The organism is Clostridioides sp. ZZV14-6345 (assembly GCF_020657775.1).
Lineage (GTDB): Bacteria > Bacillota > Clostridia > Peptostreptococcales > Peptostreptococcaceae > Clostridioides > Clostridioides difficile_D.
On sequence record NZ_JAGWCX010000076.1, the window covers coordinates 1 to 19,338 of the forward strand.

Annotated in this window: 16 protein-coding genes; 2 read left to right on the top strand and 14 right to left on the bottom strand. The window is 29.2% G+C overall.

From position 1 onward, the window contains the following. The first annotated feature begins 187 nt into the window (after positions 1 to 187). Complete coding sequence (locus KGF39_RS16500) at positions 188 to 751, top strand: hypothetical protein (protein WP_413927095.1); 564 nt, start codon at positions 188 to 190, stop codon at positions 749 to 751. A gap of 192 nt (positions 752 to 943) precedes the next feature. Here the strand turns inward: KGF39_RS16500 and KGF39_RS16505 are convergent, their stop codons facing one another. The 14 genes from KGF39_RS16505 to KGF39_RS16570 form a co-directional block, all read right to left on the bottom strand. Then, a complete protein-coding gene (locus KGF39_RS16505; protein ID WP_227823127.1) occupies positions 944 to 3,058 on the bottom strand; it encodes a 3'-5' exonuclease in 2,115 nt (704 codons plus the stop codon). Positions 3,059 to 3,304: 246 nt separating this feature from the next. Then, positions 3,305 to 4,165: a helix-turn-helix domain-containing protein gene (locus KGF39_RS16510; RefSeq protein WP_227823128.1), complete on the bottom strand. Its 861-nt coding sequence runs from the start codon at positions 4,163 to 4,165 to the stop codon at positions 3,305 to 3,307. Between the two features lie 346 nt (positions 4,166 to 4,511). Further along, positions 4,512 to 4,751 carry a hypothetical protein gene (locus tag KGF39_RS16515; RefSeq protein WP_413927096.1) on the bottom strand — a complete coding sequence of 80 codons (240 nt, stop codon included), beginning with the start codon at positions 4,749 to 4,751 and terminating at the stop codon, positions 4,512 to 4,514. Between the two features lie 316 nt (positions 4,752 to 5,067). Beyond that, the gene (locus KGF39_RS16520; RefSeq protein ID WP_054272403.1) at positions 5,068 to 5,532 is read right to left on the bottom strand and encodes a GyrI-like domain-containing protein; all 465 of its coding nucleotides are present in this window, start codon (positions 5,530 to 5,532) and stop codon (positions 5,068 to 5,070) included. A gap of 303 nt (positions 5,533 to 5,835) precedes the next feature. After that, positions 5,836 to 7,257 carry a Na+/H+ antiporter NhaC gene (gene nhaC, locus KGF39_RS16525; protein ID WP_227823129.1) on the bottom strand — a complete coding sequence of 474 codons (1,422 nt, stop codon included), beginning with the start codon at positions 7,255 to 7,257 and terminating at the stop codon, positions 5,836 to 5,838. A 29-nt stretch (positions 7,258 to 7,286) separates the two neighbouring features. Continuing rightward, positions 7,287 to 8,351, bottom strand: a complete 1,065-nt coding sequence (gene orr / locus KGF39_RS16530; RefSeq protein ID WP_227823130.1) for an ornithine racemase Orr — start codon at positions 8,349 to 8,351, stop codon at positions 7,287 to 7,289. Beyond that, positions 8,336 to 9,745 carry a GlmL-related ornithine degradation protein gene (locus KGF39_RS16535; RefSeq protein WP_227823131.1) on the bottom strand — a complete coding sequence of 470 codons (1,410 nt, stop codon included), beginning with the start codon at positions 9,743 to 9,745 and terminating at the stop codon, positions 8,336 to 8,338. Before KGF39_RS16535 ends, orr begins: the two co-directional genes overlap by 16 nt. Continuing rightward, complete coding sequence (gene oraE / locus KGF39_RS16540) at positions 9,745 to 11,949, bottom strand: D-ornithine 4,5-aminomutase subunit OraE (protein ID WP_227823132.1); 2,205 nt, start codon at positions 11,947 to 11,949, stop codon at positions 9,745 to 9,747. The genes KGF39_RS16535 and oraE overlap by 1 nt, the downstream gene beginning before the upstream one ends. Beyond that, a complete protein-coding gene (locus KGF39_RS16545; RefSeq protein WP_227823133.1) occupies positions 11,943 to 12,317 on the bottom strand; it encodes an ornithine aminomutase subunit alpha in 375 nt (124 codons plus the stop codon). The genes oraE and KGF39_RS16545 overlap by 7 nt, the downstream gene beginning before the upstream one ends. A 77-nt stretch (positions 12,318 to 12,394) precedes the next feature. Next, complete coding sequence (gene ortB / locus KGF39_RS16550) at positions 12,395 to 13,825, bottom strand: 2-amino-4-oxopentanoate thiolase subunit OrtB (protein WP_227823134.1); 1,431 nt, start codon at positions 13,823 to 13,825, stop codon at positions 12,395 to 12,397. Next, on the bottom strand, positions 13,818 to 14,126 hold the full coding sequence (ortA, locus tag KGF39_RS16555) for a 2-amino-4-oxopentanoate thiolase subunit OrtA (protein ID WP_227823135.1): 309 nt from the start codon (positions 14,124 to 14,126) through the stop codon (positions 13,818 to 13,820). Before ortA ends, ortB begins: the two co-directional genes overlap by 8 nt. Positions 14,127 to 14,206: 80 nt before the next feature. Then, on the bottom strand, positions 14,207 to 15,274 hold the full coding sequence (gene ord / locus KGF39_RS16560; protein WP_054272396.1) for a 2,4-diaminopentanoate dehydrogenase: 1,068 nt from the start codon (positions 15,272 to 15,274) through the stop codon (positions 14,207 to 14,209). A 265-nt stretch (positions 15,275 to 15,539) separates the two neighbouring features. Beyond that, complete coding sequence (locus KGF39_RS16565) at positions 15,540 to 16,913, bottom strand: sigma 54-interacting transcriptional regulator (protein WP_227823136.1); 1,374 nt, start codon at positions 16,911 to 16,913, stop codon at positions 15,540 to 15,542. Between the two features lie 374 nt (positions 16,914 to 17,287). Continuing rightward, positions 17,288 to 18,472 (bottom strand): S41 family peptidase, encoded by a 1,185-nt coding sequence (locus tag KGF39_RS16570; protein WP_227823137.1) that lies wholly within the window; start codon positions 18,470 to 18,472, stop codon positions 17,288 to 17,290. Between the two features lie 572 nt (positions 18,473 to 19,044). Between KGF39_RS16570 and KGF39_RS16575 the strand changes: the two genes are divergently transcribed. Then, entirely contained in the window at positions 19,045 to 19,191 is a 147-nt protein-coding gene (locus tag KGF39_RS16575) for a hypothetical protein (RefSeq protein ID WP_227823138.1), read from the top strand. Positions 19,192 to 19,338 lie beyond the last annotated feature (147 nt).

Consider the following 19,338-nt stretch of genomic DNA (forward strand, 5'->3'; position numbering starts at 1 on the left):
TAATATTTAAATATTACAATAGTAAGTTTTAAATGTCAAGCTAGTTAAGTTATTTTGATTGTATAATTGTTCTTACATTTATCAAATTATGAATATTTATTATACAATAATTTTATTTACGTTCATTAATGTTTATTGATATTTTATGAGGCTAATTGAACTTAGAAATACAAAGGATTTAACACTTATGTCAAATATTATAATAAAAGGGCTTACACACAATAATCTAAAAAATATATTCTTTAAAATTCTCAAAAATAAAATTGTTGTTTTTACTGGAGTTTCTAGTTCTGGAAAGTCTAGTATTGTATTTGATACAATTGCAGCAGAATCACAAATACAGATGAACGAAACATATTCTTCATTTATCAGAAACAGACTACCTAAATATAGAAAACCTAATGTAGAACTAATTGATAATTTAACTGCTTCTGTAATCGTAGACCAAACTCCTCTTGGTGGCAATGCACGTTCCACAGTTGGTACTATAAGCGATTTGTATTCATCATTAAGATTATTATTTTCAAGAATTGGACAACCATATGTAGGAACAACTTCACATTTTTCTTTTAATGACCCTAATGGTATGTGTAAAAACTGTTCTGGTATTGGTAGAGTTAAGGTAATCAACAAAGAAGTTCTGTCAAAATTATATAAAGGTAAAAATATAGTTGATATACTGTCCATGACAGTAGCTGAGGCTCTTGAATTCTTTACAGAAAAGAAACAAGTTTTTCCTGTTTTATTCTAGTTTATAGATTTACATTTTAATTTTATTTTGATAGAAATTAATATTATAAAAGCTATAAATTATAAGATTTCTAATATAATTTATAGCTTTTATTTTTTACAAATATTGTTTTTCTATTGATTTATTAATGAATTTTACTGAAAGGTTATATTTATAATAAGTAAACACATATATAACGAATAAATCTACAATCTATATGCCTATAAGCTGAGTCAATTCACCAACATATGTCAACTTAAGTTTGTGCATAGCTCGTGTACAAGCAATGTACAGCAAACTACGGTCATAATCACTACAATATGTTTTTTTGTTTACTGAAGGAACAATAACTTCATCAAACTCTAGACCTTTTGACATTTTAATAGAAGTTATGGACACTCCTTTTGTAAAACTAGAACTTTCAGAAGATATTAAGTTAACATTATATTCTTGTTTTAAAGCATTATATATACCTTCTGCATCACTATCTGTCTTTAATATAATACCCAAAGTTGCATTATCACTTTTTCTAAACTCTTCAATTTCTATTTTTATCTTAGCTATCTCATCCTGTTCATTATTACATTTAACTAAAGCTGGTTCTTCGCCATGTCGTTCAATAGGTTCCAGTGAAGATACATCTTGAATCTTCTTTGCAAAATTAATAATCTCAAAAGTAGAACGATAACTCTTGTTCAATGTAACTAGTTCTCCTTCATTATATAGTTGTCTCATATCATCTAGTGTATGAGTATGATTAGGATTAACCAATTGCCCAAAATCTCCAAGAATAGTCTTTTTACACTTAAAAAGTAAGTTTATTACAGCATATTGAATAGGAGTATAATCCTGCATTTCATCAATAACAATATGTCTTATAATCTTATCTTCTTCTAATCCTTCATACGCAGCATGAATATATATAAATGGGTATACATCTGCCCATTCAAGTGTTTTCTTTGCTGCCATCACAAACATGTTTGATATATCCATTTGTTTAAAAAAATCCTTATACAATGTAAGAGTATTTTTTATTGTCAACATTCCATTCAAGCTCTTAAGTATACTTTTTACTCTTGGTAAATCATCTTCCATAATATTATCTGATTCAAATCTATAATGAATATCTTCAGCCACTTTATCTAACCTTCTCTTAACTGGATATCTATTATATGCCTCAAATCTACTCTGTATCCAATCACTTTTAGCTGTAAAGCCTCCAAAAGTGTAGTCTTCTGGAATAAAAATCTTATTTGGCATTTGTTTTATATAATCATCAATAAGTTTTACAAAATCAAGTGTAGACTTAAAACGCACTCTTTCAGCCCATTTAGCATCATTTATTTCTAATGGGTCTTTCTCACTTTCAAAATTAATAACTCCCTCTAATTGTACTTCTGCTATATTTTCAAAACTTAATTCACACAATGGTTCTTCTCCAAGTTCAGGAAGAACATTAGAAATATAGTCTCCAAAGACTTTATTGGGCGATAGGATAATTACATTATTTGCTGATATTTTATCTTTAAATCGATAAAGAAGAAAAGCAATTCTGTGTAATGCTATAGATGTTTTCCCAGAACCAGCCACCCCTTGAATAATTAGTGTATCAGCTTTATCATTTCTAATAATTTGATTTTGTTCCTTTTGTATTGTTGAAATAATTGACTTCATCTTTTCATCTGAAGTATGACTAAGCTCCTTTTGAAGAATATCATCTTGTATATTGATGGAACTTTCTAGTGCGTATTCCAATTTTCCATTTTTAATTTTAAATTGTCGTTTTCTTGTTATTTCTCCATCCACCCATCCTATTGGAGCATCATATCCTGCTTTTCCTATTTCATAATCATAAAACATACTGGCAATTGGAGAACGCCAATCAAGTATTATAAGCTCATCTTCATAATCAAATGCAAATCTACCAATATAATACTTAGATTCATCATCCATATCTTTCAGTCTAAAATCTATTCTAGCAAAGTACGGAGAATCTTTAATTTTATTAATCTTATCTCGAACTTTTACCATAAAAGCTCCATAGTTATCTATTTGTTTTAGTCCTTGTTCATTTTGAAACATTTCATGCGGGTCTATTTCACCACGATTTTTTACCATATACATTTTAGCATCCATATAATCCTTGTCAAGCTTGTCAACAAGGTTTTCAGCTTTCTTAAAAGCATCGTCTAGCTTGTTATTTATCTCTATTAGATGTACAATCTCATCTGGAAAAAAAGTTAATAACTCTGTATCATGTTCATACATATTATGTTTAGAGTTGGATGCAATAGTATTGCAATTTACTACTTGCTTATTTTCAGACATTTAAATCCTCCTTGTTAATTAAGTACTTATATTGAATCATTATACTTAATTGTGTTTTGGAGTTTTTAATCATTCTTGCTATTTAACTTAAATGTTAACTTTAAAGTTTCTTTTTTCAAAAACTAAATCTTTCTATATTTATGACCATAAGTAATCTTACAAGCAAAATACATTGAAAATAGGAATACTCTTATATAAATTAATTCAAACAAAAAATATGTGGTAAATTTTTCATCTAATCTACTATTAATTTTCCCTATTATCTGTTTCTTCTACACAAGGAAGGACAAATTTTTGAGTAGGATATCCAAATTCCACAAGCAATTCTGCTTCTGCAAAGCCCAACTTCTTTATCATATCTCTATGACCTGTATCAGCTTTATCACCCTCTCGAAAAGTAGTAATTGAAATATCAGTATCTATCAAGAAATCTTCAATAACTTTCTTCAAAAACACTTGTGCAATGTCTGAATTACGATACTGTGGATGTATTCCAAAAAAATCAATGCTCCTAGTTTCTCTATTAAACACCATATTTGCAATAGCAACATTATTAAGTTTTAATATTAAAGCTCTTTCTTCTAAAATATACTGTTCTAATTGATATATATATTCTTCCTCTTGCAAATTTGGAAATCCATCTATGACTAATCTCACTAAATTCATCCATAATGGTATGTCAGACATATTTGCAAGTTTAATTTCTTTTTCCAACTCTAGTACATTTTTTAAAAATAGGTTATCTTTTTTCAAAACAAATCTTAGCTGCAAAGGATAAAATTCTTGTTCTTTCCTATATTTATTTGGAGATTTTTTGTACATAGCTTTAAATATAGAAGTGAATGCCTGTTGACTTTCATATCCAGCTATCAACGCAATTTCGATGATTGGTTTCTTTGAAAATACCAATAATTTTGCTGCTTCTGTCAACTTTCTTCGCTTTATATAATCGTGCATTGTCAGACCAACAGAAGATGTGAAAGTTCTATGTAGGTGATATTTTGAATAATGAACAGCATTAGCAACTATATCTAAATCCAGCTTTTCTGATAAATGCTCCTCTATATAGTCAATAGCAGTTATGACATTAATTACTTTATAAGACATTGCAGCTTACCTCCTTTTATCCATGCAACATTATATCAATTGTCACTTAATTATATTTAATAAATCTTGCTATTTTATAAACAAATTTATTGTTTCTATGTACTTTATTTAATACTATAAACTTAATGATATTCTTATATGTTTTCCAATCCTAATAATAACTATTTTCTAAATAACATAACGCCTTAATCCCTTATATAAATTCTCAATTCAAAAGTTTAATATATCACTTTCTACTTTTTGATTAAATACTCTAACCCTTTAATCTTCAACAACCGTTCATTTAATTGCTTACCATTAGCAAAATCTATTTTTAACTAATCTTGTTTTGTATGTTGAACGTACTCTACAATTGTGCCATCGGATGTTTTACTGTCATATTATATCCTGTAGGAACTTTTTTCTTATCTCTTACCACAACTGCTCCATTCTTTAATAGATAACTTCTCCATTCATTAACAGAATCAACCATAAAAGTAGACTTAGTTTCTATAAATGATTTGAGAGAATCATCAGAACCAGATAATAGTAAGACATTTCCTATTTGTGCTAATTCTAATACAACTTCTTTGTAAGAGAAACGCAAATAACATTTTCCTTTTAAAAAATTCTCATAAAATGGTATTGCTTTTTCTATATCTTAAATATAAAAACGTGTTAATATATCATATATCTTCATACTTTCCCCCTATATCTATCTATATTATTTCTTCTAAATTATAACACTCTAAAAATTATATAACAATAAATTAAGTATCCTTGACTACCTTAAATACACTTTCACAATGTGTTTTAGCTATTATCAGAATACAAAAATTAAACCTCTTTATTACCATTAGAATAAAATTTATACAGTAAATATTCTTTTTGTTATCACATAATAGACAATAATTTTTTAATCTCTATATAATAGGTAACATCATTTTCGTAAGATATTCACTAGGTGGACGATTGATATCATTCAAATACTGATAATATATATCGCCATGAAGTTTATATCCACTGTTCTTTGCCCATGAAAATAAGTCCTCTAAAGTAGGGTCTTGTAATTCATAAGGTCCTAAATCAATTGCAGTTATTATTTTCTGTGCAGGAACAATTCTTTGTAGAATTTCATTTTTCCCATCTATATAAGTAGATACAGGAAACCCTACTTCAACATCCAATTTGGCTAAATCCATGTTATGAAAACATACAATTGGTGCTCCTGAGGATAAGATTCCTCTCTCCTCCAGATATTTAGAAATTTTTTTTAAACTTTGCTTCGAAAACTCTGAAAACTCTACCATAAAGTCAATTGTTTTTCGTATTGCTAAAATACAGTACTCAGGCTGTTCAGCTATTGTTATATTAGATATTCTAGTCATTTTATCCCTCCATTACTTTATTTTCATTTCTAGTATTTTTTCCTAAAATTTACTGTTTATCTAATTATTTCCTATGAATATATAACAGAATCTCCTTTCATTTCTTATATTGAAAGTATAACAAAAACAATCTTATCATGCTTGTCACACAGTGCTCTTATAACCAGCACATACTTAAAAGACTTGCCTAATTTTAAGGCAAGTCTGAAAAGAAATCTTGTTTTTTTATAAAAAATTTATACAAACAATTCAAAGATTAAAATAATAAACTAATATAAAACTATAAATTTAAACTTATTAACATCAAATATTAGAATTCAAACAAGTTTCAGGTTCATCTTCTATTTTTGCTATTTTAAACTTACATGCAATTAATACTAGAGATACTATTGGATTTATAATATTTAATAAAGCATATGGACCATATGTTAATGCAGATACACCTAATGTCGCTGTTATATACGCACCACACGTATTCCATGGTACTAGTGGGGAAGTTAAAGTTCCACTATCTTCTAAAGCCCTTGATAACATCTTAGGATGTATACCTCTCTTTTTATATTCCTTATTATACATTCTTCCTGGTATAACTATGGATAAGTATTGTTCACCTGCTATTATGTTAGTAACCGTACAAGTTACCATCGTACATAATACTGTTCCAAATACACCCTTTGCTAATCTTAATAAAGAAGATGCTACTACTTCAAGCATACCAGTTTTTTCTAAAATACCTCCAAGAGATAGAGCACATATTGTTAAAGATACAGTAGACATCATGTTCATAATGCCACCTTTAGATAATAAAGCATCTACCTCTTTTATTTGTGTTGATGAAACATATCCATTTTGTGCTGCGTCTAATATCGTATTCATAGATTCTCCTTGAAAAACTACTGCAAACAATATTCCCAATACAACACCCACTATAAGCCCAGGTATAGCAGGAACTTTAAATATAACTAGTCCAATTACTACTGCTGGAGCTAATAATAATACTGGCGATAAAGTATTAAATGTAGAATCTAGTGTAGACCTAATTAGTTCTATCTGTTTTATATCTAGTGCTTGACCTGAATACTTCATTCCGATTACACCATAAATTACTAAACAAATTAATAATGATGGTATAGTTGAATATAGCATATATTTTATATGTGTAAACAAATCTGTTCCTGCCATTGCTGGAGCTAAGTTAGTTGTTTCAGATAAAGGTGATAGTTTATCCCCAAAGTAAGCTCCAGATATTATAGAACCCACTATTAATCCAACTGGCATACCTAAACTTTGACCAATTCCTAAAAGAGCTACTCCTACTGTACCCATTGTACTCCAAGATGAACCTGTCGCAAGAGATACTATTGCACAGACTAGTGTTGATGCTACTAAAAAAATATTTGGTGATAAAATTTTTAGTCCCCAGTAAATCATACATGGAACTACTCCACTTACTATCCAAGTTCCTATAAGTACGCCTATTATAATTATGATTAAGATTGCTTGCATTGCCATCTTTATACTGTCAAACATACTTAATTCTAACTCTTTCCATTTAAATCCAAGCCTATATACAGCTACAAGTCCTGCTACTGCTGTGGCTCCTATTAGTGGTACATGGGGTGATGAGCCATATATTAATACTCCTAGACTTAAAAATAATATCAAACAAGTAATTGGTATCATTGCATCAAACAGACTTGCTTTTCTACATTCTCGCTCTTTCATAAAATAATTTCCTCCTAATTATTTGAACACTACACTATAATTTTTTTTGAAACATATTCACTTGTACTAGATGACATGACACCTCCATAGGTTAAAAAAAATTCCACATTATCACCTACTTTATAATTATGATTTGTGTTACTTACATCTAATATCATGTGGTCTGAACTTGCTCCTAATATTTTTATATAAGTGTCTATTGGAATTAAAGAGTCAATATTTATATCCTGTTTACCTATAGCTATGATTGCTCTTTTTAATATTCCCTTATCTTCATAAACAGGTTTATTTCTAAAAGCATCAACTCCTATTTCTCCAATAGGAACTGATGGCTTTTCTTTACATTCAACTACTTGGCATATTAATTTAAATGCATCTTGATATGTCCCATGTATATTTTTACCGTATGCTGTTTCTCTACCAAGTAAAATAGATTCGCCTATTCTCAAATTAGTAATACCTTCTGGCATATTATCACTTGTCATTAGATGTATGGAACTTGAATTACCTCCAGATACTATTTCTAGATTTATTCCAAATTTCTCTTTCATCTTTTGTGCTATACTTACTAGTCTGCCTATATTTTCTCTAGATGGTATAATAGCTCCATAACAAGTTAAGTTTGTAGCTATACCAATTATTTTGATATTTTTTAATCTTACTATTTCTTTTACACTATCAAAGAGGTCTTCTTCATAAAAATATCCCTCTCGTAAATCTCCTAAGTCAAACATAAGGACTATCTTATGAACAATATTTTTACTTTCACATAATTCATTTAATTTCTTTATTATTCCTAACTCTGAATTAAAACTAATATCACAATAATTGATAACCTCTTCTAATTCACTTAGCATTGGAATTCTAATCAATATTTTAGGTAAGTTTATGTCTTGTAATTTTTTTAAGTTTTGTATTCTTGAATCTGCTATATGGTCTATTCCTTCACTACATACTGCTTCTACTATTTCTTTTTGTGCACAAAATGATTTAGTAACAAAAGATATCTTAATATTTCTTTCATGACACATCTGCGAAATTATTTTAGCATTATGCTTTAACTTTTCTATATCTATTTCTAACCTAGGGTACATAATCTTTCCTCCTCAAAATTCAAACTTTTTAATAGGAGCTTAAGAGATGCTTCTTCATATTTTTTAGATAAAACACCCATAGATGCCATAATATAGTCATTATCTATCAATATTTTTGTTTTTTCCTTTGGAAATAGTAATTCTTTATTTTTATTGTATTTAAGCATATCGTCTAATATTTTTATTCTACTAGGGAGCCTAGTAAGTGCTCCCCCTGTACCAACTATATATCTTACTTCTGTTAAATCTTTCCCTTCTGCAATTTTGATTTTTCCAGTTGTTCCATATATATTTCTTATTTTTCCTGAATGTCTTAACATAGCTTTAACAACAGCTTCTTGTGTCAATCTCTCAACAAATAATATTTCTTCTTTTGATTTTGGTATTGGTGGATAATTGTCTATTATTGTATCAATATCTATAAATAATTCACTTTGTAAATTTTCTTTGCCTATAACTTCTACTATATTTTTCATATTTACATATACACCTAAATCCCCCTCAACACTTCTCTTTGCTACAGGTTCAGGATTAACTAATATTTTATTAATATAGTCACTTCCATCTGTAACAGAATGTACATCAGTAGTTGCTCCACCTACATCTATAGTTAACAAATCTCCAATATTTTTATATAAGAGTTTAGAAGCTTCCATTACAGCTCCCGGAGTTGGAGTAATATTTTCATTAACCATTTCTTTAATGTACTTCATTCCTGGTGCTTTGGTTATGTGTTCTTCAAACACACCTTGAATGATTTTTCTTGTAGGTTCTATATTCAATAAATCTATTTTAGGATATACATTTTCGGTTATATAAAGCTTATAATTTGTATCATCAAATATTAACCTTACTTCCTCTTGATTTTCAACATTTCCAGCATATACAACTGGTATGCCTAAATTCATAGAAGCTATCATTTCTGCATTATAAATAGCTGTATCTCTTTCTCCATAATCAACTCCACCAGCTATTAAAATTATGTTTGGATTTATCTCTTTTATTTTATTTAAATCAGTTCTTTTAATTCTACCTGATGTTACTTGACGAATAACAGCTCCAGCTCCTAGAGCTGCCTCTTTAGCTGCTTTTACTGTCATATCATATACTAATCCATGAACAGTCATTTTTAATCCACCAGCTGCACTAGAAGTTGCAAACATATCATTATACTCTATATCATCTACAGATAATTTATTAGCTAAATCTTTAATAGCACCTGATAAGCCATTTCTTACATCGCCACCTTCAAACACTGTGGTTGGAGCTTGACCTTGACCCCAAAATACAGGATTATCAGTATCAATATTGTGGAAAGCGTTTACCACAGTAGTAGTACTTCCAATTTCAGCTACCAACACATCTATTTTTAAAGAAATTTTGTTATTTTCCATTATTTATTGTTCATTTCTCTTCTTTTTTCAACTAAGAAAGTGGCTACATGTATGCCTTTGCTGTTTCTTCCAAATCCAGCATCTATGCCTTGTTCAACGGCTATTTCAGGTGTCACTTGTGTTCCTCCACACGCAATCATTACTTTATCTCTTATACCTTTCTCTACACAATAATCGTGTAATTTCTTCATGTTTTTATAGTGAATATCATCATGACTTATTATTGTAGATGCAAGTATTGCATCTGCATTCAGTTCAATCGCTGCATCTACTAACTTTTCTACAGGTACAGAAGTCCCTAAGTAATGACATTCTATACCATATTTTTCAATACCACCATGTTTTATATCTATTATTTCCCTTAAACCAACTGAATGTTCGTCTTCCCCAACTGTAGCTGAAACTATTTTCATAGGTTTTTCTTCTATATCTGCTCTTATTTCTTCATCAGTTAGTACTTTAGGTTCTTCTGGTATTACTAAACTGTTTAAATCTATATCAAATGGAACTCTTCCCTTCACTTCTATCCTAGTCCCTTCAGATTCATGCATAACTTCTCTACTTATAACCTCAACTTCTTGTAAATTCATTTTTTTGACAAATTCTAGAGCTGCAAATTCAGCTGTTCTTTTATCAGTAGGAAGCATCATTGTTATCATTACAATTCCATCTGCACACCATTCCATTTCAGGCTTAATTTTAGTTCCATTTCTGTATTCGTCTGATTCTTTTAGTCTATTTTCCACATTATCAAAATCGTCAAGCTCATCAATGTATATGATTTTGTCTGGATTTTCAAATGTACATCCATCTATTAAGAGCGCTGGATTGTCTATAGCATTTTTATCGTATTGAACTACATTGTTGTATCCAAAGTGAGCAGTTACAGGTGCTAAATAATCTTCTTCTCTTTCATAAACAGTACCTTCACCAACTCCTCCTTTTATTTTTCTAGATATTCCATCACCATTTCTTTCTGGATAATTTCCTGAGTCAACGAAAAATCCTTGCTCTACAGATTCAAAATATCCCCCAACTTCACATATTTCTTCCATATATAATACAGCTCTTTCTTTGAGCTCTCTTGCTTTACATCTTAATTCACCAACATCTTTAAGTTCTATCATATCCATAAGACCATCCATACCAACTAAAGCTTGCTTTGCTGTATCACATGCTTCTATGTTGTATATATGCCAAGGTACATTTCTACCTTCATCAGGTGTTATAGTTGATTGTATGTCAGCTCTAGTTAAGACTGATGTCAATAGATTTAATACATGAGTAACTGTTGCTTCTCTAGTTGATGACTCCATATATTTAGTATTCATTTGAGCTCTCATCTTATAATCACTAAATAATTCCCTAAGTGCAACAGCGTAAGGTAAGTCTATTCTTAAACACGGTGCTGGAGGTGCTGTTGGCGGAACTGTTGATAAGCATATATTACTTTTATCTATTCCTATTTTTTCTGAGAATATAGAGTTTAAAGCATGTTGAACCATAAGTTCAGGCATTACCTTCCATGCTTCTCTAGCAGTAGCATTAGCATTATGTGCTCCATCTATTTGAGCTATATTGGCAAAAGCCATTATTTTCTTAGCTTCACAAGCATCTACAAAAGACCTTACCATGTTTATATTTCTATATAAAACATTATATTGCGGGTCTTGGTGTGCTCCATTAACCCCTTCTTCAGCAAACATTACTGCTACTTCAGGACCAGCGACACCACTTACATATGAATGGTAATTAATAGGTCTACCAACTTCTTCTTCTATAAAATCAAGAGCCTTTCTTTGAGCTCTTACTTGTTTTCTTGTTATTGGAACTCCACCTATACCTTGGGGAGTTCCTTCTATAAGACCATCAAAATGTGATTGTCCAGCAGTTCTAATAACCATTAGATGGTCAGCTCCGTGATGAGCTGCCATTCTCATTCTTCTTATATCATCTTCAAATCTGCCAGAAGCTATTTCAGTAGTAATAACTGGGCTTGGTTGAGGGTCTATATTATTGAAATACTTAGATGATGGTAGCCCCACACTGTCTTTTAAAGGTTTTGTACAGTCTTTATATTCAAAAGGTCCCATTTCAAGATTTTCCAAATGCTCTCTCCAAACCCAACCTCTTCTCTTTGGTTTATATTTATCCAAATCTTTTAATATATAGTCTATATCTAACTTTTTATTTTCCTTTAACATGATTCTACCCCTTCTCTAAATAAACATGTAACTTCATCCCAATATTTACCATTAACTAATAATAAACCTGCTTCTCTAACAGTTATATTTTTAGATTTAGCCAACTTATAAACTACATGCCCTGCCCCTTTACCTATAAGACCTCTTTCCATAACACCTTCTAAAATAGGTTTTATTTCAAGAGAAGAAAATCCCATTCGTAACAAAACAGACCTTTCTATTGATGGTGTTGTATTCTTTTTACCAAGGTCTATCATTGGTTCTACTATCTGGGTAGCTAAACTCCAAAACCTTTCTTTTAACTCATCATCACTTAGTTCTTGAAGATGTTTTCTTCTAACTTCAAAATCATCCTCTCTTTTTTTCATGAACATTCCTCCATTCATATTAATTTAATCGAATTTTCCGAATATTTATTATATGTTAACTTAAAAAACAATAATTACTATAAATTATTTAATACATCAACAACAAAATCTCTTGAACTTTTTACTTCCTCCATCAAAAATTCTATATCTTGATTACTTAGATTATCAATATTATTAATGTGATTGTTAGATATACAATTTTTTATAAATGATTTTCTTATTTTATTCATATCTATATCAACACATTTTAATAATTCTGGCCTTTCTGGTAATATTAAGTTTACTCCTGGAATTTCTTCTCTTGGATTTCCAAATTTTATATCTATTCCATTTTCTCTTGCAAAAGTAAGTTGTGGACATATGTGTTTCCCTGCACCTGTGTACTCTGTTTCTTGTACTACTATAACTTTATCCTCATCTAATTCTTGAGCTAAGGAGAATGCTGCTGCTAAAGATGTATTTCCTGCTGGACCTCTTTCTATACCTTCTAACTGTGCCAATAATTCAGTTGTATAAAAAACCTCTCCTTGTTTTACTAAAACGTATCTGTCCATATATCTAAGTGGTCTAGCTGCAGACCTAGGTACATCTGACCTATCAGGCCATGTACAGAATGGTATCCCAAAACCTGTATGCCCTGTTGTAAATGATTTTTTATTAAATTGATTATCACTAGCCATGTGTAATCCTTTTAAATCGACACTTGCTCCTACTACTTTAGTATTAAGAGAACCGGCTTTTATCAATCCCCTTGCCGTTCCAGTGAGATTACCACCACCTGCATTTGTACAAACAACTACATCTGGGTATTTTTTATATTTTTCTCTAAATTGAATAGCTAACTCATACCCTAAAGTTTCTACACCTGCAATCCCAAATGGTGAATATAGTGAAGCATTAAAATATCCTGTTTCTTCTAATAGTACTAAGAATGTATAAAACAATTCTGGTCCAACAGTTAATTGAACAACTTCTGCTCCATATGCCTCACATTTTCTTGCTTTTTCTATAATTTCAGGTTGACCTACACCATTAGAGTCATAACATTCTTGAACTATTATACATTTTAATCCTTGCATTGCTGCTTGAGATGCTACAGCTGCACCATAGTTACCGCTAGTAGCTGCTATTACACCTTTATAGCCCATTTTTTTGGCATGATATACTGCAGTAGCTGCTCTTCTTGCTTTAAAACTACCAGATGCATTCATTGCTTCATCTTTTACAAATATTCTAGCACCTTTACCTTCTTTAGCACATTTTCTAGCTAACTTAGTCAAATTTTTAAGTTCTATTATAGGGGTATTTCCAACAGCATATTGTGATTGAATCACCTCAATATCTTGTAATGTATATCCTGTTTCACTCATCATTTTTTCATAATCAAATCCTATTCCTTCTTGTTCAAAAGATGAGTAATCCAATCCAATTGCATTTTTCATTATTTCATTATTTCTTCCCATAACAGCTTGATAGCTCATGTCTTTCATTGATGCTGTATTATTCATTATATACACCTCCAAATAATATTTCTTTAGCTTGTATTCCTATTTGGAGTAACTCTGGTATACATTTACCATAGTCATGAGTATAGTATGGATTTACTTTAAGTAAATTACCTTTTACAATTCTACCTGTAATTGTTTTAACTTCTACTAAATCACCTATAGAAGCATCACTTTGTATAAATCCTTTAACCCACATTTCTAAGGATACTTTTTTAGTATCCTCTGGAACTTGTGGAGCTCTTTCTTCTGGAGTCAATACTATATTGTGTATAATAACCCAATCATTAATTTTAGCATCCATTTTTTCATCCCCTTATTAATTGACTATTATTTTACTAATTAGTTTACTGCTATTTTATTAATTAACTAACTGTTATTTTACTAATTAGCCTTTGATTCTTCCTCTAATTCAACTTCTATCTGATTTCTTATATCTCCCATTATTGCTCTAGGTACTGGTATATCCAACATAGTTTTAAGACCTGGTCTAGCATTTATTATTAATGGAATAGAGTTTACTATCATTGCATAAGTACCTACTCCTCCAGGTATTTCAGGATTTATTTGTAAATCAATGTTTGGTATACCTTTTATTGATACATAGTCTCCTGTTTTAATACCTTCTGCTTCTGGTATTATCTGTTGTGGATGCTCCATTTCAATTAAAACTTCTCCGTTTACATATCCATATCCACACTGTCTACAACCAGCAACATTTCCAGCCAAAGCCTCTCCGTACTTAGATTTTCTATCTACTGTAGTCATTATTGGTTCTTTTGTTTGTTCTATCTTATCTAGTCTCCAGCCTAATCCATCAGCTATCATATTTATTGATTCTACAAAACCAACATGACCTGCTATAGTATTATTTTCTACACCTTTTACAAATACTTCTTTTGTTACTCCAACACCTTGTTCCACCATAACAGACTTTCCAAATGGAGATAAGTCATTTACTCTCTTAGCTTTTATACTAGTAACTTCCTCGCAAGTCCCTGAAAGTGCTAATACTAGTAAATCTAATACAAATCCTGGATTTATTCCTGTTCCAAGTATGCTTACTCCATTCTCTTTTGCAACTTCATCCATTTTCTTAGCTAAATCTGCATCATCAGCTTGTGGATATGCCATTTGTTCTGCTGTTGATATAACATTTATTTTTCTATTTAACAAGAACATTATTTTATCAAAAGCCTTTTTAGTGAATGAATCAGTTGCTAACAAAACAACATCTACACTTTTTTCTTTAAAAACTTCTTCATAATTTCCATTGATAATGACCTCTGGTCTTTCTCCTCTTTCAATTCCTAAGATGTCATACATACTTTTCCCTGAAGTGCTTCTACTACAAACAGATACTATTTCTATACCTTCTTTCTTTAGAATCATATTAGCCATACCTATTCCCATAGCTCCAAATCCCCAAATTCCAACTCTTACTTTTCTCATATATACAACCTCCTAAAAATTTATATATTCTTAATAATTAGTTAAAGCATAAATCATGCCAACTTTAGAATTAAAGTAAATATTTATTGGAACGTTGAAACTATAATTATTTTGTTATGTATTTTCATAATTAAAAAATAATATTTCTTCTGAGAAATAAAAAAAGAGCAAAATATTTTGCTCTTTTATAATAATTTTGCTCCTTTATTTTGCTTTTTTATTTTACTTTGATTTTGCTTATATTTTACTTTTTTATTTTGCTTCTTTATAATATTTTGATATTATATTTTTTTATTTTATATTGTAAATTTTGCCTATTCATACCTAAAATTGATGCAGCCTTAGTTATGTTGTACGATGTCTTTTCTAACGATTCATATATATACTTTTCTTCTATCTCACTGATAATCTTATTAAGTGTTTTATCCTCCAAATCGTTTAAAGAATAATTATTACTCTCTTTATTCTCTTTAAGATTATAATAGTCATTTAGATTAATCATACTTGTTTCTATTTGCACCTCATCTTCCATCATACTCATAGTACAATAAATTATGTTTTCTAACTCTCTTATGTTACCTTGCCAGTTGTAATTTTTTAAAATTCTGATAGCTTCATCTGAAATTCCTACCACTTTTTTATTTAACTTTTTATTATACTTTGAAATAAATTTTTTGCACAATAGAGGTATGTCCTCTTTTCTATCTCTAAGAGGAGGAATTTTTATATGAATTATATTAAGCCTATAATATAAATCTTTTCTCATTTTATGCTCATTTAAAATAACCCTCGGACTTTCATTTGTTGTTGCAATAATTCTTACATCTATAGGTATATCCTTAGTTCCTCCAACTCTTCTTACATAACCTTCTTGTAAAACCCTTAGTAATTTAGCCTGTAACATAATAGGCATGGAATTTATTTCATCTAATAATAAAGTTCCTTTATTAGCTTGTTCAAATAAGCCTGGCCTATCTATTGCCCCTGTAAATCCTCCCTTGCTAGTCCCAAAAAGTATACCTTCGAATAATGATTCTGGCAAAGCTGCACAATTTTGTGCTATAAACGGATAATTTCTTCTATTACTTCCATAGTGAATGGACTGGCTAAATAACTCTTTACCCGTTCCAGTTTCCCCATATATAAATACTGACGCATCTGACTTACAAGCTTTCTTAGACTTTGCTATTGCCTCTTTAATCAAATTACTCTCCCCTAAAATATCATCAAATTCATAGCCTTTTTTTTGCTTGTTATTAACTTTATTGATTAAATTTTTTTTATAATTTCTGTTTAGTAAATTTTCTATAGTTGTCATATTCTTTGATATTTCAAGTGCTCCTACAAATTCTCCTTTAATGTCAATTGGTATTGTAGTATTAATTGCTGTTATTTCTTTTCCATTTTTATCTAGATATTTTTGAATATTGTCTTTAATAATTTCTCTTTTTTCCAAAACTTCTACTAGTGTACTTCTATTTATTTTCATTTTGCTGACTATATCAAAAAATGAATTGGTTAAAATATCATGTCTATTCATTTTTTCCATTTTTTGTACAGAATTATTGTAGATTATAGTTTTCCCTTCTTTATTAACAAAATGTACCCCTTCATCAATATTTTCCAATATTTCATTCATTACTTTAAAAAATATCTCTTGGTTCAACTATATCACCCCAGTACCTAAATATATAAAAACCCAAAAAATTAATAAAATGTTGCTATTGTATTTATCTTATCATATATTTATGATATTTTTTATGTACATTATATTAATATGTTTTTAAGTATATTTAAAATTTTATTTATATATCTTTCATTATGGTTATATACAATATTTGAATTGTCATTAAATGTACCAATGATTTTATATATTATTGATTTTATTAAAAAAAGAGATATACAAACTAATAATTTGCAATCTCTCAAATATAAAAAACCAATAAATTAGCTCATTGGATTTTTTAGTCCATAATATAATTATAGATTATTCAACAAACAATCTATAGAAATCTAAGAATAGTTAATTTTTTCAAGCTCTAACACTTTATTAATACAATCATCAAGCTTTGGTATATTATTCTTTATAGGATATTCAACATATATATCAGGTGTGACTTTATCCTCTTCATCACATATTCCACTATCAGTTAAATACATTGATGATGACATTCTAGCAATAAGGCAACTATTCTCTAGTTTAAATAATACAGGGTCATAAACATACCCATCACCACTAGTTTTACAACCAATTATAGTTGCAAAATTTTGTTCTTTACAAAATATAGCAAATGACTCTGCTGCTGAAAATACCATGTCATCAACCAATAAATATATTTTCCCTTTAAATGGTGTCTTTGATTTTCCTTCTACAACTACTTGGTTATATTCAAAATCTGTAAACATACTTTCTACTTCTTTCGGTGCATTCTTAATCAATTCTTTAGGCAATTTACTAATATCATTAAGATTTATATTTCTTTTTTTAGTGTAGTTATTAATTACATCTGAATTATTTCTAAATAAACGATATCCCTTACACTTATAATCTTTATCTGTAAGCAAAGATACTAAATCCACCCAATATTCATCAGTACCACCAGTATTACCTCTTATATCAATAATAAGTGATTGATAATCTTGTACTTTCTTTAAATATAAATTAATTCTTTTCATATCATTTTTAATTGATTTGTTAGCAGAATTCATTTGAGGAATATACACATATCCAATTTTATCTTGGACTAAATCTTTTAACTCTATATCTTCATAACTTTCACTTCCAGATCCTTGACCGTTTTCTAAAATGTTATACATATCATTTACATCTCTATCATCAAAAAAATCATACCATCCAAGAGGTTCATAAAGTTCTTTAATCGTATCAAAATATTCTTTATTATTAATCAGCTCAGTATGATTATTGTTTAATTCTTGCAATATAGCATCTAATTCATTAGCAAAATCTTGGTCAGACATGGTACTAGTAATTCGTTTTTTAAAACTATCTTTTTTTGCAATCCAGTCTTTTTTATTTTGTCTCTTATTAACTTCTAAAAATGGATATCCTTTTTTAATCTCATTATATAGTTGTTCAAAATCCTCTACTTTCTCTTCTATTGTTAAAGTATCAGGTTTTGAACATCCAACATTAATTAAGAATATTAACAAAACTATTATTAAAATCTTATACTTCATAAAATGTCCTCCTATTTACACATCTTACCTAAATCATATAGTAAATAAATAAGAAATGTTGTCAAAATCCAAAGCTATATACTTTTATTTAAATAAATGCTTGTCAGAACTATGAATAACATTCTCATGTTATTAGCAAAATAATAAACCAAAAAAGTAATCATTCTTGAAAATATTGCAAGGTAAATTTGCCACTGAAAAATAATTACAGTAGAAAACTGGTGGCAAAACCACCTTTATAACATAATGTAAAAGGCTGAAACTCCGTTATTCTCTAATAAGTTTAACTACAGTCTCACAATGTTGTGTTTCTTGAAGTTCTAAAACTATCACATTTTTTGAAACTTTCTAACTTGTTTTACGTTTACAGTAATTGAAACTACTGTACTATATAATACTATATTAAACTTTGTAATCTTTTTAATACAGTAAATGTAGTTGTATCTTTCCATTCATATCTTTGCTCCATAGCATAAACAATTTCTCTTGACATTAATATTATATCTGATACCCAAAGATATTGCTCTTTTTGTTTTTATGGAAGTTTTTTAGGGAAATAATAATATATATGTTTGGAGATAAAATGGAATAAATGTACACATATATTGACTGCTTATATTGGTAGTTCATATGATTATTGTAATTTTTTAGATACACAGTTAGATGATTTTATATTAGAGTACGGAGAAAATGTAGTAGAGTCTGTTTGCACCAAGTGATGGTATTGGTAAGTATAATTAGATAGATTTTGTTTTCTAGATAACCCTTTTTAGTTTTATCTACATTTAAAGATTATTATTAAAAAATTAATTAAAATATATTCTAATATTCACAGTTTTATTTTTTCTTAAAATGCGATATAATAA

Excerpts from the sequence above, each read along its gene's own strand:
- KGF39_RS16500 (WP_413927095.1), top strand. The coding sequence starts at position 188 with ATGTCAAATATTATAATAAAAGGGCTTACACACAATAATCTAAAAAAT.
- KGF39_RS16505 (WP_227823127.1), bottom strand. The coding sequence starts at position 3,058 with ATGTCTGAAAATAAGCAAGTAGTAAATTGCAATACTATTGCATCCAAC.
- KGF39_RS16510 (WP_227823128.1), bottom strand. The coding sequence starts at position 4,165 with ATGTCTTATAAAGTAATTAATGTCATAACTGCTATTGACTATATAGAG.
- KGF39_RS16520 (WP_054272403.1), bottom strand. The coding sequence starts at position 5,532 with ATGACTAGAATATCTAATATAACAATAGCTGAACAGCCTGAGTACTGT.
- nhaC (WP_227823129.1), bottom strand. The coding sequence starts at position 7,257 with ATGAAAGAGCGAGAATGTAGAAAAGCAAGTCTGTTTGATGCAATGATA.
- orr (WP_227823130.1), bottom strand. The coding sequence starts at position 8,351 with ATGTACCCTAGGTTAGAAATAGATATAGAAAAGTTAAAGCATAATGCT.
- KGF39_RS16535 (WP_227823131.1), bottom strand. The coding sequence starts at position 9,745 with ATGGAAAATAACAAAATTTCTTTAAAAATAGATGTGTTGGTAGCTGAA.
- oraE (WP_227823132.1), bottom strand. The coding sequence starts at position 11,949 with ATGTTAAAGGAAAATAAAAAGTTAGATATAGACTATATATTAAAAGAT.
- KGF39_RS16545 (WP_227823133.1), bottom strand. The coding sequence starts at position 12,317 with ATGAAAAAAAGAGAGGATGATTTTGAAGTTAGAAGAAAACATCTTCAA.
- ortB (WP_227823134.1), bottom strand. The coding sequence starts at position 13,825 with ATGAATAATACAGCATCAATGAAAGACATGAGCTATCAAGCTGTTATG.
- ortA (WP_227823135.1), bottom strand. The coding sequence starts at position 14,126 with ATGGATGCTAAAATTAATGATTGGGTTATTATACACAATATAGTATTG.
- ord (WP_054272396.1), bottom strand. The coding sequence starts at position 15,274 with ATGAGAAAAGTAAGAGTTGGAATTTGGGGATTTGGAGCTATGGGAATA.
- KGF39_RS16565 (WP_227823136.1), bottom strand. The coding sequence starts at position 16,913 with ATGAATGAAATATTGGAAAATATTGATGAAGGGGTACATTTTGTTAAT.
- KGF39_RS16570 (WP_227823137.1), bottom strand. The coding sequence starts at position 18,472 with ATGAAGTATAAGATTTTAATAATAGTTTTGTTAATATTCTTAATTAAT.